The 25,642-nt window shown below is 30.6% G+C and carries 19 protein-coding genes and 1 riboswitch; of the genes, 16 read left to right on the top strand and 3 right to left on the bottom strand.

From position 1 onward, the window contains the following. The 12 genes from I2E83_RS11560 to I2E83_RS11500 all read left to right on the top strand — a co-directional run bounded on the left by I2E83_RS11560 (position 1) and on the right by I2E83_RS11500 (position 18,957). Entirely contained in the window at positions 1-597 is a 597-nt protein-coding gene (locus I2E83_RS11560) for a type II secretion system protein (RefSeq protein ID WP_195429912.1), read from the top strand. 16 nt (positions 598-613) lie between these two features. Then, on the top strand, positions 614-3,553 hold the full coding sequence (locus I2E83_RS11555; RefSeq protein ID WP_195429911.1) for a VWA domain-containing protein: 2,940 nt from the start codon (positions 614-616) through the stop codon (positions 3,551-3,553). A gap of 666 nt (positions 3,554-4,219) precedes the next feature. Further along, a complete protein-coding gene (kdpA, locus tag I2E83_RS11545) occupies positions 4,220-5,959 on the top strand; it encodes a potassium-transporting ATPase subunit KdpA (RefSeq protein WP_195429909.1) in 1,740 nt (579 codons plus the stop codon). 16 nt (positions 5,960-5,975) lie between these two features. Next, positions 5,976-8,042 (top strand): potassium-transporting ATPase subunit KdpB, encoded by a 2,067-nt coding sequence (gene kdpB, locus I2E83_RS11540; RefSeq protein ID WP_195429907.1) that lies wholly within the window; start codon positions 5,976-5,978, stop codon positions 8,040-8,042. A 15-nt stretch (positions 8,043-8,057) separates the two neighbouring features. Further along, positions 8,058-8,648 (top strand): potassium-transporting ATPase subunit KdpC, encoded by a 591-nt coding sequence (kdpC, locus tag I2E83_RS11535; protein ID WP_195429905.1) that lies wholly within the window; start codon positions 8,058-8,060, stop codon positions 8,646-8,648. Positions 8,649-8,672: 24 nt separating this feature from the next. After that, the gene (locus tag I2E83_RS11530) at positions 8,673-11,378 is read left to right on the top strand and encodes a sensor histidine kinase KdpD (RefSeq protein ID WP_195266632.1); all 2,706 of its coding nucleotides are present in this window, start codon (positions 8,673-8,675) and stop codon (positions 11,376-11,378) included. Continuing rightward, the gene (locus I2E83_RS11525) at positions 11,353-12,051 is read left to right on the top strand and encodes a response regulator transcription factor (protein WP_195266630.1); all 699 of its coding nucleotides are present in this window, start codon (positions 11,353-11,355) and stop codon (positions 12,049-12,051) included. Before I2E83_RS11530 ends, I2E83_RS11525 begins: the two co-directional genes overlap by 26 nt. A 45-nt stretch (positions 12,052-12,096) precedes the next feature. Next, a complete protein-coding gene (locus I2E83_RS11520; protein ID WP_195266628.1) occupies positions 12,097-12,435 on the top strand; it encodes a hypothetical protein in 339 nt (112 codons plus the stop codon). A gap of 90 nt (positions 12,436-12,525) precedes the next feature. Continuing rightward, positions 12,526-12,623: riboswitch (purine riboswitch) on the top strand. Positions 12,624-12,779: 156 nt separating this feature from the next. Next, positions 12,780-14,228, top strand: coding sequence for an IMP dehydrogenase (guaB, locus tag I2E83_RS11515; protein WP_195429903.1), 1,449 nt, complete (start codon positions 12,780-12,782; stop codon positions 14,226-14,228). A gap of 426 nt (positions 14,229-14,654) precedes the next feature. After that, positions 14,655-16,196, top strand: coding sequence for a glutamine-hydrolyzing GMP synthase (guaA, locus tag I2E83_RS11510; RefSeq protein WP_195429902.1), 1,542 nt, complete (start codon positions 14,655-14,657; stop codon positions 16,194-16,196). 145 nt (positions 16,197-16,341) lie between these two features. After that, positions 16,342-16,875 carry a pyridoxamine 5'-phosphate oxidase family protein gene (locus I2E83_RS11505; RefSeq protein WP_195266622.1) on the top strand — a complete coding sequence of 178 codons (534 nt, stop codon included), beginning with the start codon at positions 16,342-16,344 and terminating at the stop codon, positions 16,873-16,875. A gap of 336 nt (positions 16,876-17,211) precedes the next feature. Then, positions 17,212-18,957: an ammonium transporter gene (locus I2E83_RS11500; RefSeq protein ID WP_195430015.1), complete on the top strand. Its 1,746-nt coding sequence runs from the start codon at positions 17,212-17,214 to the stop codon at positions 18,955-18,957. Positions 18,958-19,131: 174 nt separating this feature from the next. Here the strand turns inward: I2E83_RS11500 and I2E83_RS11495 are convergent, their stop codons facing one another. Continuing rightward, the gene (locus I2E83_RS11495; protein WP_195429900.1) at positions 19,132-19,896 is read right to left on the bottom strand and encodes a hypothetical protein; all 765 of its coding nucleotides are present in this window, start codon (positions 19,894-19,896) and stop codon (positions 19,132-19,134) included. A 374-nt stretch (positions 19,897-20,270) separates the two neighbouring features. Here I2E83_RS11495 and gltS point away from each other — a divergent pair, with 374 nt between their 5' ends. Further along, positions 20,271-21,467 (top strand): sodium/glutamate symporter, encoded by a 1,197-nt coding sequence (gene gltS, locus I2E83_RS11490; protein ID WP_195429898.1) that lies wholly within the window; start codon positions 20,271-20,273, stop codon positions 21,465-21,467. 98 nt (positions 21,468-21,565) lie between these two features. Here the strand turns inward: gltS and I2E83_RS11485 are convergent, their stop codons facing one another. Both I2E83_RS11485 and I2E83_RS11480 read right to left on the bottom strand, forming a co-directional pair. After that, the gene (locus tag I2E83_RS11485; RefSeq protein WP_195429896.1) at positions 21,566-21,988 is read right to left on the bottom strand and encodes a GNAT family N-acetyltransferase; all 423 of its coding nucleotides are present in this window, start codon (positions 21,986-21,988) and stop codon (positions 21,566-21,568) included. A 224-nt stretch (positions 21,989-22,212) separates the two neighbouring features. Continuing rightward, positions 22,213-22,392 (bottom strand): hypothetical protein, encoded by a 180-nt coding sequence (locus I2E83_RS11480; RefSeq protein ID WP_195266612.1) that lies wholly within the window; start codon positions 22,390-22,392, stop codon positions 22,213-22,215. A gap of 201 nt (positions 22,393-22,593) precedes the next feature. On the opposite strand from I2E83_RS11480, the gene I2E83_RS11475 reads away from it, so the two are divergent. From I2E83_RS11475 to I2E83_RS11465, 3 genes are all read left to right on the top strand, one after another. After that, positions 22,594-23,412 carry an N-acetylmuramoyl-L-alanine amidase gene (locus I2E83_RS11475; protein WP_195266610.1) on the top strand — a complete coding sequence of 273 codons (819 nt, stop codon included), beginning with the start codon at positions 22,594-22,596 and terminating at the stop codon, positions 23,410-23,412. Positions 23,413-23,828: 416 nt separating this feature from the next. Beyond that, positions 23,829-25,181, top strand: coding sequence for a glucose-6-phosphate isomerase (locus I2E83_RS11470; RefSeq protein ID WP_195266600.1), 1,353 nt, complete (start codon positions 23,829-23,831; stop codon positions 25,179-25,181). Then, positions 25,181-25,624: a YaiI/YqxD family protein gene (locus tag I2E83_RS11465; protein WP_195266598.1), complete on the top strand. Its 444-nt coding sequence runs from the start codon at positions 25,181-25,183 to the stop codon at positions 25,622-25,624. The genes I2E83_RS11470 and I2E83_RS11465 overlap by 1 nt, the downstream gene beginning before the upstream one ends. The last annotated feature ends 18 nt before the right edge of the window (positions 25,625-25,642 follow it).

The raw sequence follows: 25,642 nt of genomic DNA, 5'->3' as shown, positions 1-25,642 counted from the left end.
ATGAGAAAAAAAGCAAAAGGGTTTACTGTATTAGAACTTATACTTACATTAAGTCTAACAGTTGTAGTGCTTGGAGTAGTTTACACCTTTTTCTTTAGTAATAGCAAAACATTAGCAAAAACAGAAATCAATTCTGATTTGCAATTAGAATCAGAAGCGATTCAAAAGGAATTATTACTATATGGGACACAAGCAGAAGGAATAAGTAAGCTGAATAATGTTACTATTAAAGATACTAATAAATATAATTATGAGGGCTCAATAGATAGTAACGGAAAATTAGATGTTACTGAATTAAGGTATAAAATTGGGGAAGAGTATTTTACATTTATATATGATAAGAGAAATAATAAATTAACTTTAAAGAAAGTTAATAAAGATGGGGATGAAGTTACAGACTCTAAATTAAATCTTCCTAAAATATTATCATCTAATGTTACAGAATTTAAAGTTAGGCCTTTAGATTATAGAATGAATCCAAAAGGGAATTTTAAAGAAACTACAGGCTTGGAAATTTCGCTAGTTTTAAATAAGAAAAAAGGATACTCAGATGTGACTATACCATTAAGTGTCATAGTTAAGTTTAGAAATAAATAATATGGGGAGGGATAAAATGGTTAGTAAAAGAAAGTTTAAGATAATAAGTATTATAACAAGTTTATTTGTTATATCAACTTTAATATCCCTTAAGAGTTTGAATGTAAAAGCAACAGGAGAAATTCCTGATAAGCCGGATTTTGATTTGGAAATTTCAGCATCACCGAATCCTGCTATGGTTGGTGAAGATATAACAGTTAGCGGGAAAATAATACCAAAGCCTTTTGAAACAGCAATACCAGCTAAGGAAATAGTATTAGTTTTAGATGTATCTGGAAGTATGGATGAAGAAATAGAAAATCCATGTACTAATAAAAGGGTAAGATATTGTACAAGGCATGATAGTAGCGATCCAAATCATGGTGAGTGGTGGAACTTGTGGCATAACTGGGTAAATGATTACTGCGTTGAGCATAAGAAGGTTGGTGATCATAACACTGTTTCTGATAATAGAAAAATAGATGAACTAAAAAGAGCAGCTAATGGTTTTATAGATAGAATGAAAGATGTTCCTAATCTTAAAATAGGTATAGTAGCATATTCTAGTATAGCTACAATTAATCCAAATAGCAAAAGTGGAACTAAGAAAGTTAAAAATTTAGATTCTAATAGTAGCCATGATGTTACAAATTATAATTCACTTGGAGCAAATTTCTTGCAAAGTAATGATTCAAGATTGACGTCAGTAATTAATAACTTAGAAGCCTTAGGTGGAACTAATATTGGTGAAGGTATGAGAAAAGCAGTGTATATGCTTGATAGTGGAGACAAATTTGCAAGTAAAACTATAGTTCTTATGACAGATGGATTACCTACATTTTATTCAGTAACAGGTTCGAATAAGAATAACTATATGACAATAGATAATACTGAGCCCCAAATTGCTGGAATAGGAACAGGTCTAGATACAAAATCTATAAATTATTCAAGAGCTGTAGGCGAAATTATAAAGTCAAGGGGATATAATTCATTTTCAATAGGATACGGTTTAGATACTGAGGGAAATGACACCTTATTATCAATACATGAAGCAATGACTGGAGTTAGTATTAAAGGAAAACCAGATTTATTTGAAAGTAGTGGATTTTTCCCAACTAGTACTAATGCAATACAAGCTGTATTTAATAAAATAGCGACACAAATTTTAGATAGTTATCCAATAAATAATATAGAGATGAATATAAATTTTACAGAAGGATTCACGCTAAATATAGGAGGAAATACTGTAAAATTAAATAATGTAAATTATAAAAAGGTATCTGAAAAAAATGGTAAAGTAAGGTACGAAGCTAATCCAGTACCATTTGAATTTGTGGTAAAAGGAAATAGACCAGGAGAGCAGCAAATATATAACAAAATGAGTATTAACTTTCCATGGAAAGATAGCACTACAACAATAAATCCTAAAAATACTGTTCCTATAACAATTAAATCAAATGATTTACCAGCTATAAGTGCAAACCTTATAAGTGAAAGGGATATTAGTGTCAATAGAGGAGAAGCATTTAATCTAAGATATCAAATTGAAGCAGCAGATTTTGTATTTAATGATAGTACAAATGCAATTCCTAATGATATTGTTATAGTTCTAGATGTTTCACAGGGAATGAAGGATTCATTAACAATAGTAAAAAACTCTTTATTTAATAAGCTTTTAAATAAGGATGCTTTAAGAATTAGTAAATCTCAATATGGATTAATAACATTTAGTAGTCAAGTTAAACAAGAAATTCCTTTAACAGACAATATTACAAATTTAAATGATAATTATATAAAAAATTTAACTGCTGATAATTTAAATCCTAATATTTCTAAAACATTTGATTCTATTACAAAGGTTTTAAATTCAGGAAGAACTGATGCAAAGAAAAATATAATATTTATATCTACTGGACAAGCAACTTATACTGATAGTGATTTGGGTAAGTTAAGAGATAAGGGATATAATATTGTAAGTTTGTCTGTGAATAATAGAACAACTGCGGATAGTTTATATAAAATGCATAGTCTATTAGTAGGAAATACTGAAGGATATTTTAATGTAGTGAATAATGATTATAATAGTATTGAAAATAGCTTAATGAATCTAGTAGCAGAGAGAATAATTTTAACTACCAATTACAAACCATATAAGTTTAGTCCTGTATTGAAAATAAATTTAGGAAATAATTTTATTCCTGTAAGTGGGATAGAAAGTGTAAGTAATGGTATTGCAACTATAGAATTACCAGAGATTACTTATAATTATGTTTCAAATGGTAGATATTCGGCAAATAGTATTATTCCAATAGAGTTTTCTGTATCACCTAGTTTAGATAAATTTGGGGAACTAAATTTTGGTGAAGCAAATAAAAATATAATTACTTATAATAAGCTAAAAGGAGGAATTGTAGAATATTTAGTATCTACTCCTATAGTAACTGTAAAGGAAGAAATTAAAAATGTTACTCATGGATTATACAATGGAATTATAAGTAATAAAACTACAGGTAAAAAAGAAATAAGTATCCAAGAAAATAATGACGGTACAAGCTTCGAAATAGCTCAAGACTCAACAGTAACCTTTGGTTCTAAGTTTACATTAAGCGGAAACAGCGTTGATTTTGCCTTAAATATAGATAATAAATTTAATACTGTAAGTACAAATGATATTAAGATATATAAAATTTTAAAAGATTCATCAGGCAATAGCATATTAACAGAGATAACAAATGGAAATAGAGCTATAGAGAATCAGGGAGATAATAATTTTAAGATATCTATTAATAATATTAAAGAAAGCAACCAGACATCAGAATCGGATATATTAGTTATATATCAAGCCAGGGTTAAAGATGAGCTTTCAATGTCACAATCACTAACAAATGAAATTAAGTTTAGTAATTTATCAAAGAGTGTTAATATAATAACTCCACAGGCATCTGATAAAAGTCCGAGCTTGCCTGATTTATTTTAAAAATACACAAAAGAACATACATTTTTAAGGTGGTCGCGTTGCGCGCCCCCCTTATACTTAATATAAAATAAATAATATTTTAAGGGTCTCACGTTTCGTTATATCCTTGAATTTAAAATAAATTATCACTTATATTATCTTAGTTTTAACTAAGAATTTTATAGGATATGATAATATATATGCTTAATGATAATTTATTTTAGTTATATTGGAGTATTTAACCAAGGGTGAAATTAAAAATATAAGATGGAAGCAAAGAACTGAAAAGAATGCATGATAAATTAGAGAAGGAATTATAGGAAATGTATGGATTATTAGATAAAGATATAAATTATATTATTAATACACTAATAAGATTCCAAGAAATAGAGAAGGCAATTATCTTTGTGAGTAGAGCAAGGAAAATTGGAAAAGTAATATACCAAAAATAATAAGTACTTTTTAAGGAGGTCGCGAAACGCGACCTCCTTTTTTTATAAACAAAATAATCTTTATACAATCTTAATGTCATACTTATTAATCCTAACACTATCTTTATATGGATTTTTATATAATTTTAGATGAAAGGGGGAAGAAAATAATGACAGTAGTTACTATTTTAATTGGTTTAGTAGCCTTAGCGCTATTTGTTTATTTAACTTATATTTTACTAAGGGGTGATAATGAATGATTAACTCAATAATACAGTACTCATTATATTTGATAATTTTAGTTGTACTAGCTATTCCGTTAGGAAAATATATTGGGAAGGTAATGAATGGAGAAAATGTTTTCTTAAGTAAGGTATTAAATCCAATAGAAAACTTTATATACAAGATATTAATAATAGATAAAGATGAGGAAATGGATTGGAAGAAGTATTCAATTTCAGTAATTGCTTTTAGTGTTATAGGATTTGTAATTTTATTTTTGTTACAAATGGTACAAGGTATATTGCCTTTAAATCCTGAAGGAATTAATGGAATGAGTTGGCATTTAAGTTTTAATACAGCATCAAGTTTTGTAACTAATACAAACTGGCAATCGTATTCAGGTGAAAGTCAGGCAACTTATTTAACTCAGATGATAGGATTAACAGTTCAAAACTTTGTATCAGCAGCCGCTGGTATAGCAGTTTTATTTGCACTTATAAGAGGCTTCACTAGAGTAAAAGAAAAGACTATAGGAAACTTCTGGGTAGATGCTACAAGAAGTACAATTCATATTTTAATGCCATTATCAATAGTTGTTTCATTATTAATAGCATCTCAAGGAGTTGTGCAAAATTTTTCATCATATCAAGAAGTTGAATTATTACAACCTATAACTCTTGAAGATGGAACAGTTATAACAAAACAAGTTGTCCCTCAAGGACCAGCAGCAAGCCAAATTGCAATTAAGCAATTAGGAACTAATGGTGGTGGATTCTTTGGAGTTAACTCAGCTCATCCGCTAGAAAATCCTACACCTTTTTCAAATGCAGTAGAAATGTTATCAATACTAATAATTCCAGCAGCTTTATGCTTTACATTTGGGAGAAATATTAAGGATAAAAGACAAGGTAGAGCAATATTTATTGCAATGTTTTTAATGCTAGTTATTGCTCTTGGAGTAATAGCAGTAAATGAAGCTAATGCAACACCTCAATTAGCACAAAATGGATTAGTAGATATATCTACAATTAATCAAGCTGGTGGAAATATGGAAGGTAAAGAAACCAGATTTGGTATAGCTTCATCAGCAACATGGACAGCATTTACAACAGCAGTAGCTAATGGATCAGTAAACTCAATGCATGATAGCTATACTCCTATAGGGGGAATGGTGCCTATGCTACTTATGCAGCTAGGGGAAGTAATATTTGGTGGAGCTGGATGTGGATTATATGGAATGTTAGCCTTTGCGATAATAGCAGTATTCATGGCAGGTTTAATGGTTGGAAGAACTCCTGAATATTTAGGAAAGAAAATAGAACCATTTGAAATGAAGATGGCAATGCTAGTTTGTCTTGCAACACCAATTGCAGCATTAGTAGGAAGTGGAATTGCAGCATTAGTTCCAAGTGTATTAGATAGTCTTAGTAACTCAGGTGCACATGGTTTTTCAGAAATGCTTTATGCATATTCATCAGCAGCTGGAAATAATGGGTCAGCTTTTGCAGGATTTGCAGCAAATAAACCATTTATAAATGTTAGTTTAGGATTGATTATGTTATTTGTAAGGTTTGTTCCAATGATAGCAACACTTGCTATTGCGGGTTCATTGGTTCAAAAGAAGAAGGTAGCAGTAAGTGCAGGAACATTACCAACACATGATGCATTATTTGTAGGTCTTTTAGTGTTTGTAGTACTTTTAGTTGGGGCATTAAGCTTTTTCCCAGCTCTTGCATTAGGACCAATAGCTGAATTCTTCCAAATGATAGGATAGAATGGGGGGATAATATATGAAAAATAATAATAGTATTTTATCTGATAAAAAAATGGTAAAAAGAGCAATTAAGGACTCCTTTGTAAAGTTAAATCCTAAGATACAAAAGGACAATCCTGTAATGTTTATAGTATATATAGCTTCTATTATAACAACTATTTTATATTTTGTAGCTTTGCTTGGAATTAAAGACAATTCTCCAGGTTTTATATTGGGGATAACAATTTTACTTTGGTTTACAGTTTTATTTGCAAACTTTGCAGAAGCAATTGCAGAAGGGCGTGGTAAGGCTCAGGCAGATGCATTACGTTCAGCAAAAAAGGATGTTGTAGCAAGTAAAATATTATCAGCAAAAGAAAAAGATAAAGTTGTAAAAGTAAATTCAACAGAACTAAAAAAAGGTGATATTGTTATTGTTTTTGCTGGAGAACAAATTCCAGCAGATGGTGATGTTATTGATGGTGCAGCTTCAGTTGACGAAAGTGCAATAACAGGAGAATCAGCTCCTGTTATCCGTGAAAGTGGTGGAGATAGAAGTGCAGTAACAGGTGGAACAACAGTAATTTCTGACTGGCTTATAATTAAAGTAAGTAATGATCCTGGTGAAAGCTTCATGGATAAAATGATAGCTATGGTAGAAGGTGCAGCTAGAAAGAAAACACCAAATGAAAAGGCACTTGAAATATTATTAGTAGCACTTACAATAATTTTCCTTATAGTAACAGTTTCTTTGTACACTTACTCAGTATTTATTTCTAATGAAGCAGGTATGGTAAATAGTACTTCAATTACTTCATTAATTGCATTGTTAGTTTGCTTGGCACCAACAACTATAGGAGCTCTTTTATCAGCAATAGGTATAGCTGGAATGAGTAGATTAAATCAAGCAAATGTATTAGCAATGAGTGGAAGAGCAATTGAAGCAGCTGGTGATGTTGATATATTAATGTTAGATAAAACTGGAACAATAACCCTTGGAAATCGTCAAGCTAGTGAATTTATACCAGTTGATGGAGTTGATATAAAAGAATTAGCAGATGCAGCTCAATTAGCATCTCTTGCAGATGAAACTCCAGAAGGAAGAAGTGTAGTAATTTTAGCTAAAGAACAGTTTGGCATTAGAGGAAGAGATATGAGTAGTCTCAATGCAACCTTTATCGAATTTACAGCTAAAACAAGAATGAGTGGAGTAGATTTCAATGGAAATGAAATAAGAAAAGGAGCTTCAGATGCAGTTAGGAAATATGTTTTAGAAAAAGGTGGTTTCTTTTCAAAGGAATGCGAAGAGAAGGTTAAAGAAATAGCTAAAGTTGGAGGGACTCCTTTAGTTGTTGCTAAAAATAATAAAGTACTTGGAATAATACACTTAAAAGATATAGTTAAAAAAGGAGTAAAAGAAAAATTTGCAGATCTTAGAAAAATGGGTATTAAAACCATAATGATAACTGGTGATAACCCACTTACTGCAGCAGCAATAGCAGCAGAAGCTGGAGTTGATGACTTCTTAGCAGAGGCAACACCAGAAGGAAAGCTAGATATGATAAAAGATTTCCAAAAGAAAGGGCATTTAGTTGCAATGACAGGTGATGGAACAAACGATGCCCCAGCTTTAGCACAAGCAGATGTTGCTGTTGCAATGAATACAGGAACACAAGCAGCAAAAGAAGCTGGAAACATGGTTGATTTAGATTCATCACCAACTAAGCTTATAGAAATTGTTAGAATTGGTAAGCAGCTTTTAATGACAAGAGGATCACTAACAACATTTAGTATTGCAAATGATATAGCAAAATACTTTGCTATAATACCACCATTATTTTTAGGGCTTTATCCTGAACTACAAAAATTAAATATAATGAAATTAAGTAGTCCAGAAAGTGCAATACTTTCAGCTGTTATATATAATGCTTTAATAATAATAGCACTTATTCCATTAGCATTAAAAGGTGTAAAATATAGAGAAGTTCCAGCTAGTAAGTTGTTATCAAGAAATCTTTTAGTGTATGGTCTTGGAGGAATAATAGCTCCATTTATAGCAATAAAGATTATAGATATAATAATAACTATGCTTGGTTTAGTATAATAGGAGGTATAAATTATGAAAGTTATAAGTAAAGCATTTAAATTTATACTAGTATTTATGATAATATGTGGATTAATATATCCAGTTTTTATAACAGGTGCTTCACAATTACTATTTAAAGATAAAGTAAATGGTAGTATTATAGAAGTTAATGGAAAAAAATATGGTAGTGTATTACTTGCTCAAGAATTTACTGGAGATGAGTATTTATGGGGACGTGTAATGAACTTGGATACAAGTACATTTACAGATGAAAATGGAGAAGTATTAATGTATGCAGCTCCTTCAAATTTAAGTCCAGCAAGTGAAGAGTATGAAAAGCTAGTAAGCGAGAGAATAGAAAAAATAAAAGCATCAAATCCTGATAAAAAAGATGAACCTATTCCAGTAGATTTAGTTACATCATCAGGAAGTGGGCTTGATCCTCATATTTCAGTTGCAGCAGCAGAATATCAAGTAGAAAGAATTGCAAAGGCACGTAATATAAGTACTGATGAAGTAGAGCAAATAATTGAAAAATATACAAAGGGAAGAACACTTGGAGTATTTGGAGAAGAAACTGTAAATGTGTTACAGGTTAATCTTGCCTTAGATGGAAAGTTATAACAATTGAAAACAGGGGTGCTATAAATGAATGAAACTCGTCCTAATCCAGAAGAGTTATTGAAAAAAATTAATGAAGAAGAATTAGAAAATAAAAGAGGAAAGTTAAAAATATTTTTTGGTTATGCAGCTGGTGTAGGTAAAACCTACGCTATGCTGGATGCTGCTCATGCTGCAAAGAAAGCTGGAGTAGATGTAGTAGTTGGATATATAGAACCACATACAAGACCAGAGACTTTAGCTCTTTTAGATGGATTAGAACTTTTACCAAAACTTGAAGTTAAATATAAGGGCATAACTTTAAAAGAGTTTGATTTAGATGGAGCATTACAAAGGAAACCAGAATTAATATTAGTAGATGAGCTTGCACATACAAATGCACATGGACTAAGGCACAAGAAGAGATATAGTGATATAGAAGAGTTGTTAAGTGCAGGTATTGATGTTTATACAACAGTTAATGTTCAGCATATAGAAAGTTTAAATGATATAATTGCATCAATTACTCATGTTGTAGTAAAGGAAAGAGTGCCAGATAGATTTTTCAATGATGCATTTCAAGTTGAGCTTATTGATATAGAGCCTTCAGATCTTATAGATAGATTAAATGCAGGTAAAATATACAGGGAAAAGCAAGCCAAAAGGGCACTGAACAACTTTTTTACAAGAGAAAATCTAGCCGCATTACGTGAAATTGCATTAAGGGAAACGGCTGATAGAGTAAATAAAGAAGTTACCGTAAATAAGAGCTATAGCAAAGGAATATATCATACAAATGAGCATATACTAGTATGTTTAAGCTCATCGCCTTCTAATACTAAAGTTATAAGAGCAGCAGCTAGAATGGCAGAAGCCTTTCATGCTGAGTTTACAGCTCTTTTTGTAGAAACAATAGTTTCAAAGGAGCTAGATGAAAAAAATATTAAAAAGCTTAGAGAAAATTTAAAGCTTGCTGAAGATTTAGGGGCAAATGTAGAAACTGTATATGGTGATGATGTGCCGTATCAAGTTGCAGAATTTGCAAAATTAAGTGGTGTATCAAAGATAATTCTAGGAAGAACAAAAAGGAGAAAATTATTCTTTAAGTCTAAGCTAGGATATGTAGATAGAATTGTAGAACTAGCTCCTGAAATAGATCTTTATGTTATACCAGATAGTGAAGATATTGTTGCTAAAAGGAAGTATCAAGTTAAAAATATAAAACTATCAAGCTCTGATGTAGTGAAAACACTAGTAATATTAGCATTAGCTGTAGGAATAAGTGCAATTTTATATAAGCTTGGATTTAGTGAAGCTAATGTAATAACAGTATTTATACTTGGTGTTTTATTAATATCAAATAAAACTGATGGGATTATTTATGGTGGAGTTGCTTCATTAGCAAGTGTACTGTTATTTAATTTTCTTTTTACAGATCCTAGATTTTCTCTTAATTTTTATGATCCAGGATATTTAGTTACATTTATTATAATGCTTACATCTGCATTGGTTACAAGCACACTTACTAATAAAGTTAAATATCAAGCAAATGTATCAGCAGTAATTGCCAATAGAACAAATATATTATTAGAGGCAAGTAGAGATTTAGAAAGAACTAATAATTTAGAAGATATAATCTTAACAGCTCAAAGGCAGTTATATAAGTTTTTGAAAAAGCCAATCATAATATATGAAGTAGAGAATGAGAGTATAAAAAGCATATATAACTATAGGTTTGAAGATGGTAGTGAAATAGATAAGAAATATATAAGTGAAGATGAAAAGGCTGTAGTTAGTTGGGTAATAAGAAATAAAAAAAGAGCAGGGGTTAGTACGGATACATTACCAGGAGCGAAGGCTATGTATATACCTCTTACTGGACAAAATAATGTTATGGTTGTAATAGGAATAGTAATGATAGAAAATGAAAATATTGATAGTGGAGAAAAGTCATTACTAGAAGCAATGCTTAGTCAAATTTCATTTGCAATAGAGAAATATATTTTAAATGAATCTAAAAAAAATGCATTAATGCAAGCTGAAAATGAGAGGTTCAGGGCAAATTTATTAAGAGCAGTTTCTCATGATTTAAGAACACCACTTACCAGTATATCTGGAAGTGCTAGTTCCATATTAAATAATGAATTTGATGAAGAAACAAAGAAAAAATTAATTTTAGATATTTATGATGATTCAGTTTGGTTAATAAATTTAGTTGAAAATCTATTATCTGTATCAAGATTAGATAATGGAAATGTGAAATTAAATACTGAGCCACAATTAATTGAAGAAATAATAAATGAAGCGCTTGAACATGTAAATCGTAAAATTTCAGATTATAAAGTTAAAGTTAACTTAAAAGATGACTTATTAATGGTTGATGTTGATGTAAGGTTAATAGTTCAAGTAATGATAAATATAGTAGATAATGCAATTAAATATACTGAACCAGGAAGTGAAATTCAAATTAACGTATTTAGTAAATATAGAAAAGTCGTAGTAGAAGTTATAGATAACGGTAGAGGTATAAGTAAACAAAATCAAGAGTGTATTTTTGATATGTTCTTTACTGTTAATGGAAATAAAGGTGATAGTAGAAGAGGTTTAGGGTTAGGGCTTGCTCTTTGCAAGTCTATAATAAATGCGCACGGTGGAGAAATTTATGTTAGAAATAATAAACCTCATGGAACAGTAATAGGATTTACATTATCACAAGTGGAGGTAAATAATGAAGGTATCAATTTTAGTAGTTGAGGATGATAAGGCAATAAGAAATTTTATGTATGCTACTTTAGATATTCATTCTTATAACTGTTTTACAGCAGAAAATGGGGAGCAAGCAATAATACTAGCAACATCACATAAGCCAGATATTATTGTACTAGATTTAGGATTACCTGATATAGATGGTGTTGATATAATAAAGAAAATAAGAGCTTGGTCTAATTGTCCAATAATAGTTGTAAGTGCTAGAAGTGAAGATAAAGATAAAATAGAAGCTTTAGATTCTGGTGCAGATGATTATTTGACTAAGCCATTTAGTGTAGATGAATTACTAGCAAGAATTAGAGTAGCTATTAGAAAGATGAATTATGATAACTCAAAAAAGGAAGAAAGCACCGAATTTATAAACGGAGATTTAAAGATAGATTATGTATCAGGATGTGTTTTTGTAGGAAAAGAAGAAACACATTTAACTCCAATAGAATATAAGCTTTTATGCTTGTTAGCAAAAAATGTAGGTAAGGTTCTTACTCATACCTATATTTTGAAGGAAATATGGGGAATAGCATATGAAAGTGAAATTCCATCATTAAGAGTTTTTATGGCTACTCTAAGAAAGAAGATAGAGAAAAATTGTGAGAAAAATACTTATATACAAACTCATATAGGGGTTGGATATAGACTTGTAAGGATGCAAGATTAAACTAAATTAATGATCTTCTATTATATTAGGATGTAGGAGGTAAGTATGGAATATAATGAAAAATGCTATAAGAATAAGATAAAAATATTAAAAGCTAATCATGATTTAAAGAAATATATAAAACAAGCTAGAGAGGCTATAATAAATAAGGAATATTCTAAAGCTGAGTTATATTTAAAAGAAGCTTTAGTAATGGATAGCAGAAATGCTGAGATAGAAAATCTATTTGGAGTTATTGAAGAATTAATTGGGAATAAAAGGGTAGCTCAAAATTATTATAGAGTTGCATTAGTATTTGATTCAACCTATACTCCAGCAGAAAATAATTTAAAAAGACTTTCTTTAGATAATAGTGGGATTTATTTAATAGATTTAGGAGAATGATTGACATCAATTGATAAATTTTACTTGAAATATAAATTGCAAACTTATTGACAAGCATAGGGCGTAGATATATAATATCTATAAATTAAAAATAGTCAGACATAAATAACTCGTATATCCTCTGAATATGGCAGAGAGTATCTACCGGAAACCTTAAATTTCCGACTATGAGTGATTTTGATATACTATACCTATATTTGTCATATAGCGTTTTTAGGCATATTAACTTCACTTAGAGGCTTAGTATGTCTTTTTTTGTACATAAAAATAGAGATGAAAAGAAATATTACATTCATAAATTCAAAATAGTGAAAGAAATAAATCATTTTTAAGGGGGAAGACTAATGGCAACAATTATTAAAACAGCTTATACTTTTGATGATGTATTATTAGTACCAAATAAATCAGAGGTTTTACCTAATGAGGTTAGCTTAAAAACTAAATTAACTAAAAAAATTACATTAAATATTCCATTAATGAGTGCAAGTATGGATACTGTAACAGAGTCTAAAATGGCTATTGCAATGGCAAGAGAAGGTGGAATAGGAATAATCCATAAAAATATGACTATAGAAGAGCAAGCAAAAGAAGTCGATAGAGTAAAAAGACAAGAAAATGGAGTTATAACAGATCCTATATACTTATCTGAAGACAACACAATAAGACAAGCTCAAGAACTTATGGCTCAATATAGAATATCAGGAGTTCCAATAACTAGAGGAACTAAATTAATTGGAATAATAACTAATAGAGATATAGTTTTTGAAACAAATTATGATAGATTAATTTCAGAAGTTATGACAAAAAGTCCACTAATAACATCTAAAGAAGGAACTACATTAGAAGAAGCCCTTGAAATATTAAAGAAGCATAAAATAGAAAAACTTCCTCTAGTTGACAATGACAACAACTTAAAGGGATTAATAACTATTAAAGATATAGAAAAAGCAAAAGCTTTCCCAAATGCAGCAAAAGATGAAAAAGGTAGATTATTATGTGGAGCATCAGTAGGAGTAACTAAAGATATGATGGATAGAGTAGATGCTTTAGTTAAAGCTAATGTTGATGTTATTACATTAGATACAGCTCATGGACATTCAAAAGGAGTTATGGATGGAGTAAGAAAAATAAAAGCTAAGTATCCAGAACTTCAAATTATAGCTGGTAATATAGCAACTGCTGAAGCTACAAGAGATTTAATAGAAGCAGGAGCAGATTGTGTTAAGGTTGGTATAGGACCAGGATCAATATGTACAACAAGAATAGTAGCAGGTGTTGGAGTTCCTCAATTAACAGCAGTTATGGATTGTGCAGAAGAAGGAAGAAAACATGGAGTTCCAGTAATTGCAGATGGAGGATTAAAATACTCAGGAGATATAGTTAAAGCATTAGCTGGTGGAGCATCTGTTGCAATGATGGGATCAATGTTTGCAGGTTGTGAAGAAGCACCAGGGGAAATGGAAATATATCAAGGAAGAAGCTATAAAGTTTATAGAGGAATGGGATCACTTGGCGCAATGGAAAAAGGATCAAGTGATAGATACTTCCAAAATGGAACAAAGAAATTTGTACCAGAAGGTGTTGAAGGAAGAGTTGCATTTAAAGGCGCTGTAGCAGATACAATTTATCAATTATTAGGTGGAATAAGATCTGGAATGGGATACCTAGGAGCACCTACTTTAGATGATTTATATGAAAATGCAAAATTTGTAGTTCAAACAGCATCAGGAATAAGAGAAAGTCATCCACATGATGTTAATATTACTAAAGAAGCACCAAACTACAGCAAGTAAAAGACGATTGATAATTGACAATGGACAATGGACAATGGACAATGGACAATGGACAATCGAGGAAATAACTCAGACAAGCTGAGTTATAATGAAAGAATGAAAGAATGAAAATTTTATTTAAAATCGCAATTTTAAATGGCAAATGAAAGAATTATGGAGACAACTCAGGCGAGCTGAGTTATAGTGAAAAGTGAAAGCGTGAGGATTTATTTAAAATTAAAATTTTAAATAGCAGTGAAAGAATTATGGAAATAAATTAGAACAATTTATAATTGATAATGGAGAATTGATAATTGAGGAAACAACTCAGATAAACTGAGGTGTAGGAAAAATTTTTATTTAAGAAATTCAGCTTTGGCTGAATTTCATCCTTAATTATTAATTGTCAATTGTCAACTATACATTAAAGAAATTTTGGAGGTACCCATGAATAAAGAGTTAATTTTAGTTGTTGACTTCGGTGGACAATATAACCAATTGATAGCTAGAAGAGTTAGGGAATGTGGTGTTTATTGTGAAGTTCACCCACATACTTTAAGCGTTGATGAAATAAAGGAAATGAATCCAAAGGGAATAATATTTACAGGTGGACCAAACAGTGTATATGGAGAAGATTCTCCTTTATGTGATAAAGCTTTATTTGAAGCTGGGATTCCTATACTTGGAATTTGTTATGGATCTCAATTAATGGCACATATGCTTGGAGGAAAGGTTGCTACTGCTCCTGTAAGTGAATATGGAAAGACAAAGGTTGATGTTAATGTTGATTCAAAAATATTTGATGGAGTATCAGCATCTACTATTTGTTGGATGAGTCATACAGATTACATAGAAAAAGCTCCAGAAGGATTTAAAATAATAGCTAATACACCAGTGTGTCCAGTTGCTGCAATGGAGTGCGAAGAAAAGAATTTATATGCAGTTCAATTCCATCCAGAAGTTATGCATACGCAAGAAGGAACAAAGATGATATCAAACTTCTTATATAATGTTTGTGAATGCTCTGGTGATTGGAAAATGGATTCATTTGTAGAAAAGACAATTGAAGAAGTACGTGAAAAAGTTGGAAATGGTAAAGTATTATGTGCATTATCAGGTGGGGTTGATTCATCTGTAGCTGCTGTATTACTTTCAAAAGCTGTAGGAAATCAATTAACTTGTGTGTTTGTTGATCATGGTTTACTTCGTAAAAATGAAGGAGATGAAGTTGAAGAAGTATTTGGACCTAACGGACAATATGACTTAAACTTTATACGTGTAAATGCTCAAGAAAGATTCTATGAAAAGTTAAAAGGAATAGAAGAGCCAGAACAAAAGAGAAAGATAATCGGTGAAGAGTTCATAAGAGTATTTGAAGAGGAAGCTAAAAAAATAGGAGCAGTAGATTTCTTAGTACAAGGAACTATTTATCCAGATGTAATTGAAAGTGGACTTGGAAAATCAGCAGTTATAAAATCACATCATAATGTTGGAGGACTTCCAGACTATGTTGATTTTAAAGAAATAATCGAACCATTAAGATTATTATTTAAAGATGAAGTACGTAAAGCTGGTTTAGAACTTGGAATACCAGAAAAATTAGTTTACAGACAACCATTCCCAGGACCAGGTCTTGGAATACGTATAATTGGTGAAGTAACGGCAGAAAAAGTTAGAATAGTTCAAGATGCAGATGCAATTTACAGAGAAGAAATAGCAAATGCAGGAGTTGATAAAGAACTAGGTCAATACTTTGCAGCACTTACTAATATGCGTTCAGTTGGTGTAATGGGAGATGAAAGAACTTATGATTATGCAGTAGTTCTTCGTGCAGTAACTACAAGTGACTTTATGACAGCAGAATCAGCAGATCTTCCATGGGAAGTACTTGGAAAAGTAACAACTAGAATAGTAAATGAAGTTAAAGGTGTTAACCGTGTAATGTATGATTGTACAGGAAAGCCACCTGCAACTATAGAGTTTGAATAATAATTTTAATCGTAGGCTATATTTATAGGCCTACGATTTATTTTTGTTAAAAATAATACAAATAAAATGAGTATTTTGTTGTAAAAAGTAGAAAAGGCGTATATAATGAGAATGGTTACATAAAAATTGCAGGGGTGGTAATAAGATGAAAAAGAAATTGATTGCATTATTATTATGTGGAGGTATGACATTATCCATGATAGCTTGCTCAGAGCAAAAAGAAAATGAAACTGTTACAGCAAGTGTGGATACTATTTCTAAGGCATCTACAGAAGTATATTATGGGGAAAGTTCATGGGATGAAGCAAAGGTAAAAGAAGTTTTAAAAAATAATGTTAGTAAAGCAGCAGCAGTTGTTGTTTCTACAACAAATGAAGATGGAACACCAAATGCAGCAACTATAGTTCCTGGATTAGTGAATGATAATACTTTACTATTTAATATAGCTACAGAAGGAAATACTAAGAAGAATATGTTAGAAAGACAAATAGCTGTTCTATCTTTATTTGCCCATAATCCTGAAGCAGAAGATAAAGCTTTAAGAAATCAAGGGGCAAGAGTGATATTGAAGACTATTACGGATGAAGATAAAATAAATGAATTAGTAAAGGAAGCACAATTAAAAGACGCTTCAACTGCTGTATTTATGGAGATAGTTGAAATCTTACCATTAGGTTAATAAGTTTATTGCATTTGAACTAGTACGATGATTATGATTTTAGTGGCATTTATAATAGCTATAAGTCATTTAAATATGGGTATCTTTGTATAAATATTATCAATGTGTTGTTCAATTGCTGAATTGGTATCTGGAAAGACATAATAACTTACCAGCATGTTGTATAGAATTACTGAATTTAAACTAGAAGTAAGATGTTTATTTAGTTTATATGGGAAATATTGACAAGGTATTTTAGTTATGATATTATATTATTAATAACAAAAAGAGAGCAGAGACGTTCTTAGAAAAACGTCTCTGCTCTCTTTTTTATTTAGTTAGGGGGTATTATATATGATGAATGCTACAATGATTATTGATACCATGTGGGTATTAGTTGCAGCTATTTTAGTTTTCTTTATGAACTTGGGATTTGCATCAGTTGAAGCAGGTTTTGCAAGATCAAAGAATACTGTCAACATTCTCTCAAAAAACTTTATTGTGTTTGCAGTTTCTTCTCTTGGATTTATGCTATTAGGTTGGGGGCTAATGTTTGGAGGGGACAACCCATTCGTAGGAACTAAGAATATTTTTATTTTAGGAAATGCCGATCTCTCATTTTATAATGAAACATTGACATCAAATGTTCCTTTCTGGGGAAAGTTTTTCTTTCAATTAGTTTTCTGTGGTACTGCAGCAACGATAGTTTCAGGTGCTGTTGCTGAACGTGTAAAATATATCTCATTTATTGTTTTCTCATTTGTGCTCACACTTGTTATATATCCAATAATAGGTCATTGGGTATGGGGAAGTGGCTGGCTTGCAAGTATAGGATTTATGGATTTTGCAGGTGACACGGTTGTACATTCAGTTGGAGGCTGGGCTGCTCTTGCTGGAGCATTAATTCTTGGACCTCGTATTGGGAAATACGGTAAAGATGGAAAGGCAAAAGCTATTCCAGGGCATAATATGTCACTAGCCGTTATAGGTTTATTTGTGCTTTGGCTTGGATGGTTTGGTTTTAATCCTGGATCAACAATGAGTTTTCAAAATCCAGCTGATGTTATGCATATACTAATGACAACTAATACTGCAGCAATTGCAGCTATATTAACATCAACAGCTACTTCGTGGATTGTAATAGGAAAGCCTGACTTAGGAATGACTATAAATGGCTGTCTTGCAGGACTAGTAGGAATTACAGGTAGTTGTGCATATGTTAGCATTGAAGCTTCTTTATTAATTGGAGCTATAGCTGGTATTATAGTTGTATATGCAGTAATGTTCTTCGATAAAATAAAAGTTGACGATCCAGTAGGGGCAACAGCTGTTCATCTTTGCTGTGGTGTTTTTGGGACAATCTGTGTAGGGTTATTTGCAAGAGAAGGAGTTACAAGTCTATCAACTAAAAATGGTCTTTTCTATGGAGGCGGATTCGAACTTATTTGGATTCAACTTATAGGTATAATTGCTGTAGGTGCATTTGTATTTATTTCATCTTTACTAGTTTGGTATTTAATTAAGAAAACCATTGGCATTCGTGTATCTCCAGAAGAAGAAATTGCAGGTCTTGATATTGGAGAACATGGAAATATTGCTTATCCAGACTTCGCTCAAGTTGCAAATGGAACAGCATATACAAATAGTGTAGAAGATATCAAGCTAGATAATAAATCTATTCCTACAAATGCAAACACTGTTTCAGAAGAGGTTGCAATACCTGTTATTCACAAAGAACACCAAGGCGAAAAAATAACAAAGGTTACTATAATTACAAATCAAAACAAATTCTCAGAATTGCAAGCTGCTCTTGAAAAGCTTGGTGTCACTGGGCTTACAGTTACAAATGTTCTTGGACATGGTATGCAAAATGGAAATCCAACCTATTTCATGGGGGTACCTATGGAGACAAGGTTGCTTCCTAAGGTTAAGATTGACGTTATTATATGTAAAATTCCAATTGAAATTCTTGTTAAAACTGTTCAAAAGGTACTTTATACAGGAAATATTGGGGATGGAAAAATATTTATTTATGATGTAGAAGATGTAATAAAGATTCGTACAAATGAACATGGATATGATGCATTGCAGGATGAAGAATAGGAAGCGGATTTAGGAAGCTAATTACTGTATTGGTTTTATAATAAATGTGTGCTCAAATAATTAAATAATTTATATTTAATTATTAAAAGTATAATAAAAGGAGTAACTAAATAATAGTTACTCCTAAATTTTTAAATTAAAGGATTATAAACACTATTTTATAAAATGATTATATTATCTATACTTTTTAGAGTTGTCGTACTCATCTTTACACCAATAAAAATACTTTTCAACAGAATAATCGTTGTCCTTATAGTCATCTTTATCATCATCTTTTTTGTTATCGTTATCTTTCTTGCAGTATCTATCAAGATACTCTTCGTAATATTTCTTACAGCGCTTATCATTGTCTTTATCATGCTTCTTGCAACGTTTATCATCGTCGTCATCATTCTTCTTACAACATCTGTCTTCATCATCATGCTTCTTGCAACGTTTTTTATCATCATCTTTTTTGTCATCTTCACGTTTTTTACAATATCTATCAAGGTACTCTTCGTAGTATTTCTTACAGCGCTTATCGTTGTCTTTGTCATGCTTCTTGCAACACTTATCATCGTCATCGTCGTCATCATGCTTTTTACAACATCTGTCTTCATCATCATGCTTCTTGCAACGTTTTTTATCATCATCTTTTTTGTCATCTTCACGTTTCTTACAATATCTATCAAGGTACTCTTCGTAATATTTCTTGCAGCGCTTATCGTTGTCTTTGTCATGCTTCTTGCAACACTTATCATCGTCATCGTCGTCATCATGCTTCTTGCAACGCTTTTCTTCATCTTCACGTTTCTTGAACCACTTATCATAGTCATCATCATAGTCATCATCATAGTCATCATAGTCTTTGCAAGGCTTCTTATAAGAGTCCTTACCGTATTTATCTTCATCTTTGTAATCTTCATATTCATAATCATTATTTGAATAATCACGTGTCATATCAGATTCATCTCCATTTATCATTAGTATATTTGAACATTATATCTCTATAATGCACATAGTCTATAATATGTTGAAGATGCTTACATTGTTACGAAATATAATAAAAGTATATTAAAAATATACTATAAAACTTTGTTATTAGCTTCATAAGATTTTAAGATATTAGATTACTTCTAGTTTTTAAAAGATATTATCTGATGAATTTAAACAAGCCATTTATAAAGTGAACGTTAACATTAAAATATGGAAAATAATGATTTGACAAAATGAATATTTTATAGTAATTTTACATTTTAAAAGCACATTTTGATAAAAAATAAAGTAATGGTGCATATTATAAAATATAAACTAAAGAGGAGAGAAGTGAATACATGGATTTTAAATTAGACATATTTCAAACAATGGCATTAGCAACAGTTGTATTTTACTTTGGAGTATATTTAAGAAAGAAAATAAAATTATTGGAAAAGTACTGTATACCATCTGCTGTAGTTGGAGGAATGACTTTTGCATTAATAATATTAATATTAAAAGTGACTCATATTGCAACAATAACATTAGATGTCACACTTCAAAATGTTTTTATGACGGCATTTTTTACTAGTATAGGATATACAGCTAGTATTAAGGTATTAAAAAATGGTGGAATAAAAGTAGCTATTTTTTTAATACTATCAATAATCTTGGTAATTTTTCAAGATTTAATTGGAGTAGCGTTAGCAGCAGTATTCAATTTAAATCCATTATTGGGACTTTCAACAGGCTCAATCCCACTAGTAGGGGGGCATGGTACAGCAGGATCCTTTGGTCCACTACTAGAGGAAATTGGAGTTAAGGGAGCTACTACAGTTTCTTTTGCATCAGCAACATTTGGGCTAGTAATGGGTAGTATTCTTGGAGGGTTCCTTGCAAAGTCTTTAATAGAAAGAAATAATATAAAAACTCCAAAAGAATATCATGATAGAGATATTCCTTTAAGTGATTTTCATCATGATGAATCTGCAAGTTTAAGTTATAATAGGTTAATGAAGGCAACTTCATGGATTTTTATTGCTATGGGTATAGGATCTATTATAACTAAATATATACAAAGCTTGGGTCTAACTTTTCCATCGTATATAGGAGCAATGATTTCAGCTGCTATTATTAAAAATATAAGTGATTTTAAAGGCTTTGAAATAGAAGATAAGGAAATAGAAACCTTAGGAGGTATAAGTCTTTCTTTCTATCTTTCATTGGCATTGATGGGATTAAAATTATGGGAATTATTTGATTTAGCACTTCCTATGATTGTTATGCTTATCTCACAAACAATTCTTATGGGGATTTTTGCGTTCGTAATTGTATTTAAAACTATGGGAAAAAATTATGAAGCAGCAGTCTTTTCATCAGCTATATGTGGGTTTGGTATGGGATCAACAGCAAATGCGATAGCCAATATGGATGCGCTTACAAATAAATATGGTTTCAGTCAGACTCCGTATTTTGTAGTTCCTATTGTAGGTGGACTATTCATTGATTTTATAAATTCTGCTATAATAACATTATTCATAAATATATTTGGTTAAGAAATAAATTAGTATGTAAAAATAGTAGGCATCTCAGTAATCTAAAGTTATGAGATGCCTATTTTATTTAAATAAAGTAACCAAAATAAAAGAATGGATTATTTTATAAATCCTTTATCTTTCATTTTAGACATATCTGCAAATAGCCCCATACCTGTTTTTAGTTTTCCAAAGCCTACTTTTTCGTAAAATGGTTCCTTTCCTGGTGCAGCATACAATATAAAATTGCAATTAGGAAGTTTTTCTTTAATACCATTTAAAATTAATCTTCCTAATCCTTTACCTTGATATTCAGGGTCTATTGCTACATCATAAATGGCTGCTTGCCTAACACCATCAGAAATAGCTCGTCCAAATCCGATTAATTTGTCATCATTAAAAACAAATATAACAGTATGACTGTTTTCAAAAGATATTTTATGAATTTTGGCGTCTGAATAAGACATTCCTACAGTTTTTAGTATTTCTATCACATCATTCCAATTAACATTTAAGCAATTATATTGAACTCTTATACTCATAAATAAACACCTCATTTTAATTAATTTACAAAATTAGTTTATATTATAGCATAAAATAAATGCGCATTTAAGAAACATAAATGTGCAGTATCAGAAATCTATTTAATATAAAATATATTCAATTTCAAGTAAGCTTTATTGATTTAAAAAAGTTAATCTCTTATTTTTATAAAGGGCCTCGCGAAACGCGAGCCCCTTTGAAAAATTTAATATAGTAGTAAGTTTTATAAGTCATCGACATCTTGCTCTTCACCATATCTTACTGTTCCTTCAGAGCTAAAGCTATCATTAGGATCTCTTTCAATAAAATACCCATCATTAGGTTCTTTAGAAGGTTTTGCATGATTTGTGCAAGATTTAGCTTGAACATTTATTAATTCTTTAATGTTTTTCATTTTTCCCATAAAATCACAACCTTTAATAATAGATTATAAAGCATTATTTAGTATCTCCATCCGCTTATATAATATTTACAAAATAATTTAAAGAAATTTTAAAAAAATTTTAAAAATTTTTTAAAAGTGCATATGTAATAGATGTAGGAAGCTAGCTTCAAAATAAAAAATTAAAAGAAAAAATTAAAATTAAAAAGGAGAGGATTTAAAATGGCTTTAGTACAAAGACTTATATCATCAGACAAATACAGTATAAAATGCCCATATTCAATGACACCAAAGGGGATATGCATTCATAACACTGCAAATGATGCAAGTGCAGCAAATGAAATATCTTATATGCAATCAAATACTAATAGTGTATCTTTCCATATTGGAATAGATGACGTGGAAGCTATTCAAGGAATACCATTTAATCGTAATGCTTGGCATGCAGGAGATGGATCAACAGGAGATGGAAACAGAAATTATATATCTGTTGAAATTTGTTATTCAAAATCAGGTGGTACTAGATTTATAAATGCTGAAAAAAGAGCAGCAAAAGAAGTTGCAGCATTATTAAAGCAATATGGATGGGGTATAGCTCAAATTAGAAAACATCAAGATTTTAGTGGGAAATATTGTCCTCATAGAACTTTAGACATGGGATGGCAAAGATTCTTAAATATGATTCAAGATGAACTAGATACTTCAAATCCACCAACAACTGAATTATATAGAGTTAGAAAGACATGGGAAGATGCTGCTTCACAAATAGGAGCATTTAGTAACTTACAAAATGCAAAAGATTGTGCAGATGCAAATCCAGGCTATAGTGTATTCAATGGTAATGGAGTTAAAGTATATCCAGTTTCAACTATAGTAGTGGGATCTACAGTAAGAGTTACAGGTACTAACTATGCAACAGGAGAATCAATTCCAGATTGGGTTAAACAAGGAACTTATACAGTTAGTCAAATAACAGATAATAAAGCATTATTAAAAGAAATATCAAGCTGGGTGTATTTGAAGGACTTAGTATTAGCCTAGGAAAAGTAAAATAGTGAATAGTTGAGATGAAATTCCTTCGGAATTATTAAGATTAAGAAGCTGTATTAATGGATAATTTAGAAGATTATTAATATAAGATTAATTATTAAAATAATGGATGTATAAAAGAATTAATGAAAATTCCTTAGGAGTTAAGATGATGAGTAGATAAGTTTAATTTAAATTTATCTACTCTTTTTAAATTTACTTATATTAAATTTTAATTAATATGAGAATTTAATTTAAATTGATTTATGTATAGTATTTAAATAATAACAGAAAATAATATGAGTATTTTATATAAAGTAACAAAATAAGTTATACAGTAAAAAAAATAAGGAATATAATTTAAATTATGGTATAATGATTATTGATTAAATCAGCAAAAATTCCCAGAAAGATTCGGAGGTATGAAGATGAATAAAGGTTTAAGATTAGATTTATCTATGGTAGAACCATATGCAAGTTTGCAAGAATTAGATCATATGGAAGTAATGGTAAAAGGGGCTCATGAAACTCTTCATAATAAAATAGGAGCAGGTAATGACTTTTTAGGATGGTTAGACTTACCTGTTAACTATGACAAGGAAGAATTTTCAAGAATAAAAAATGCTGCTGAAAGAATAAAAAAGAATTCAGAAGCTTTAATAGTTATAGGAATTGGTGGTTCATACCTAGGACCTAGAGCAGCTATAGAAATGTTAAACAGCAATTTCTATAATGTATTAGGAAATGATAAGAGAAATACGCCAAAGGTATTCTTTGTTGGTAACAATATAAGTTCAACATATTTAGCTGATCTTTTAGATGCTATAGAAGGTATCGATATCAGCGTTAATGTTATTTCAAAATCAGGTACTACAACAGAGCCTGCAATAGCATTTAGAGTATTTAAAGATTATATGGAAAAGAAATATGGAATAGATGGAGCTAAGGAAAGAATTTTTGCAACTACTGATAAGAGCAAAGGAGCTTTAAAATCATTAGCTGATGAAATGGGATATGAAACATTTGTTATTCCAGATGATGTTGGAGGAAGATTCTCAGTTTTAACTGCAGTTGGTTTATTACCAATAGCTGTTGCTGGAATTAGCATAGATGAAATGATGCAAGGAGCTGCTGATGCAAGAGAAGCATATGCTACTCCAGATCTTAAAAATAACGATTGTTACAAGTATGCTGCAATGAGAAATGCTCTATATAACAAAGGTAAAGATGTAGAAATACTAGTTAACTACGAACCAGGTTTACACTACTTTAATGAATGGTGGAAACAATTATTTGGTGAATCAGAAGGAAAAGACCAAAAAGGAATATTCCCTGCAGCAGTTGACTTCTCAACAGATTTACATTCAATGGGACAATTCATTCAAGAAGGTAAGAGAATAATGTTTGAAACTGTTCTAAATGTAGAAAAAGCTAAGAGAGAAGTTAAAATAGAAAAGGCAGAAGGAGATCTTGATGGATTAAACTTCTTAGCTGGAAAAACTATAGATTTTGTTAATAAACAAGCATTTAACGGAACTTTATTAGCACACAATGATGGTGGAGTTCCTAACATGGTAGTAAATATTCCAGAGCTTAGCCCATATTACTTTGGATATATGGTTTACTTCTTTGAAAAAGCTTGTGCAATAAGCGGATATATCTTAGGAGTTAATCCATTTGACCAACCAGGAGTTGAAGCTTACAAGAAGAATATGTTTGCTTTACTAGGAAAGCCTGGATATGAAGAATTAAAGGCTGAATTAGAAGCTAAATTAAAATAGTGAGAATTATAGTAGATGGAGATGCCTGTCCAGGTATCTCCATTATTCAAAAAATAGCAAAAAAATATGGGTTAGAATTAATGGTATTTTGTGACATCCATCATTACATAACTTTAGATTATGGTGAAGTTAAAGTTGTAGATAGTGGATTTCAGAGTGTAGATATGTATGTAGTAAATATATGTGAGTCAAATGATGTAGTAATTAGTCAAGATTATGGGGTTGCAGCAATTTGTTTAGGGAAAAAAGCTCATATATTAAATCCAAAAGGATATTTATATACAGAAGAAAATATAGATAGAATGCTAGAAGAGAGACATATTTCTCAAAAGATTAGAAGAGCAGGTGGAAGAACATCAAACCCTAAAAAAAGAACTTCAGAAGATGACTTAAGATTAGAAAAAAACTTAATAAGAACAATAGAATGTAATTTAAGAGGATAAACTGTAGAAATATAAAAT

Source organism: Clostridium sp. D46t1_190503_E9 (assembly GCF_015555225.1).
GTDB lineage: Bacteria > Bacillota > Clostridia > Clostridiales > Clostridiaceae > Clostridium.
This window is presented reverse-complemented; position numbering and strand designations above follow the sequence as displayed.

What these genes read in the sequence shown, in the direction of transcription:
- I2E83_RS11555 (WP_195429911.1), top strand. Translation starts at nt 614, where the DNA reads ATGGTTAGTAAAAGAAAGTTTAAGATAATAAGTATTATAACAAGTTTA.
- I2E83_RS11520 (WP_195266628.1), top strand. Translation starts at nt 12,097, where the DNA reads ATGGAATATAATGAAAAATGCTATAAGAATAAGATAAAAATATTAAAA.
- I2E83_RS11560 (WP_195429912.1), top strand. Translation starts at nt 1, where the DNA reads ATGAGAAAAAAAGCAAAAGGGTTTACTGTATTAGAACTTATACTTACA.
- guaA (WP_195429902.1), top strand. Translation starts at nt 14,655, where the DNA reads ATGAATAAAGAGTTAATTTTAGTTGTTGACTTCGGTGGACAATATAAC.
- I2E83_RS11495 (WP_195429900.1), bottom strand. Translation starts at nt 19,896, where the DNA reads ATGACACGTGATTATTCAAATAATGATTATGAATATGAAGATTACAAA.
- I2E83_RS11525 (WP_195266630.1), top strand. Translation starts at nt 11,353, where the DNA reads ATGAAGGTATCAATTTTAGTAGTTGAGGATGATAAGGCAATAAGAAAT.
- I2E83_RS11485 (WP_195429896.1), bottom strand. Translation starts at nt 21,988, where the DNA reads ATGAGTATAAGAGTTCAATATAATTGCTTAAATGTTAATTGGAATGAT.
- I2E83_RS11475 (WP_195266610.1), top strand. Translation starts at nt 22,594, where the DNA reads ATGGCTTTAGTACAAAGACTTATATCATCAGACAAATACAGTATAAAA.
- I2E83_RS11470 (WP_195266600.1), top strand. Translation starts at nt 23,829, where the DNA reads ATGAATAAAGGTTTAAGATTAGATTTATCTATGGTAGAACCATATGCA.
- kdpB (WP_195429907.1), top strand. Translation starts at nt 5,976, where the DNA reads ATGAAAAATAATAATAGTATTTTATCTGATAAAAAAATGGTAAAAAGA.
- I2E83_RS11500 (WP_195430015.1), top strand. Translation starts at nt 17,212, where the DNA reads ATGAATGCTACAATGATTATTGATACCATGTGGGTATTAGTTGCAGCT.
- kdpA (WP_195429909.1), top strand. Translation starts at nt 4,220, where the DNA reads ATGATTAACTCAATAATACAGTACTCATTATATTTGATAATTTTAGTT.
- I2E83_RS11480 (WP_195266612.1), bottom strand. Translation starts at nt 22,392, where the DNA reads ATGGGAAAAATGAAAAACATTAAAGAATTAATAAATGTTCAAGCTAAA.
- guaB (WP_195429903.1), top strand. Translation starts at nt 12,780, where the DNA reads ATGGCAACAATTATTAAAACAGCTTATACTTTTGATGATGTATTATTA.
- kdpC (WP_195429905.1), top strand. Translation starts at nt 8,058, where the DNA reads ATGAAAGTTATAAGTAAAGCATTTAAATTTATACTAGTATTTATGATA.
- I2E83_RS11530 (WP_195266632.1), top strand. Translation starts at nt 8,673, where the DNA reads ATGAATGAAACTCGTCCTAATCCAGAAGAGTTATTGAAAAAAATTAAT.
- gltS (WP_195429898.1), top strand. Translation starts at nt 20,271, where the DNA reads ATGGATTTTAAATTAGACATATTTCAAACAATGGCATTAGCAACAGTT.
- I2E83_RS11505 (WP_195266622.1), top strand. Translation starts at nt 16,342, where the DNA reads ATGAAAAAGAAATTGATTGCATTATTATTATGTGGAGGTATGACATTA.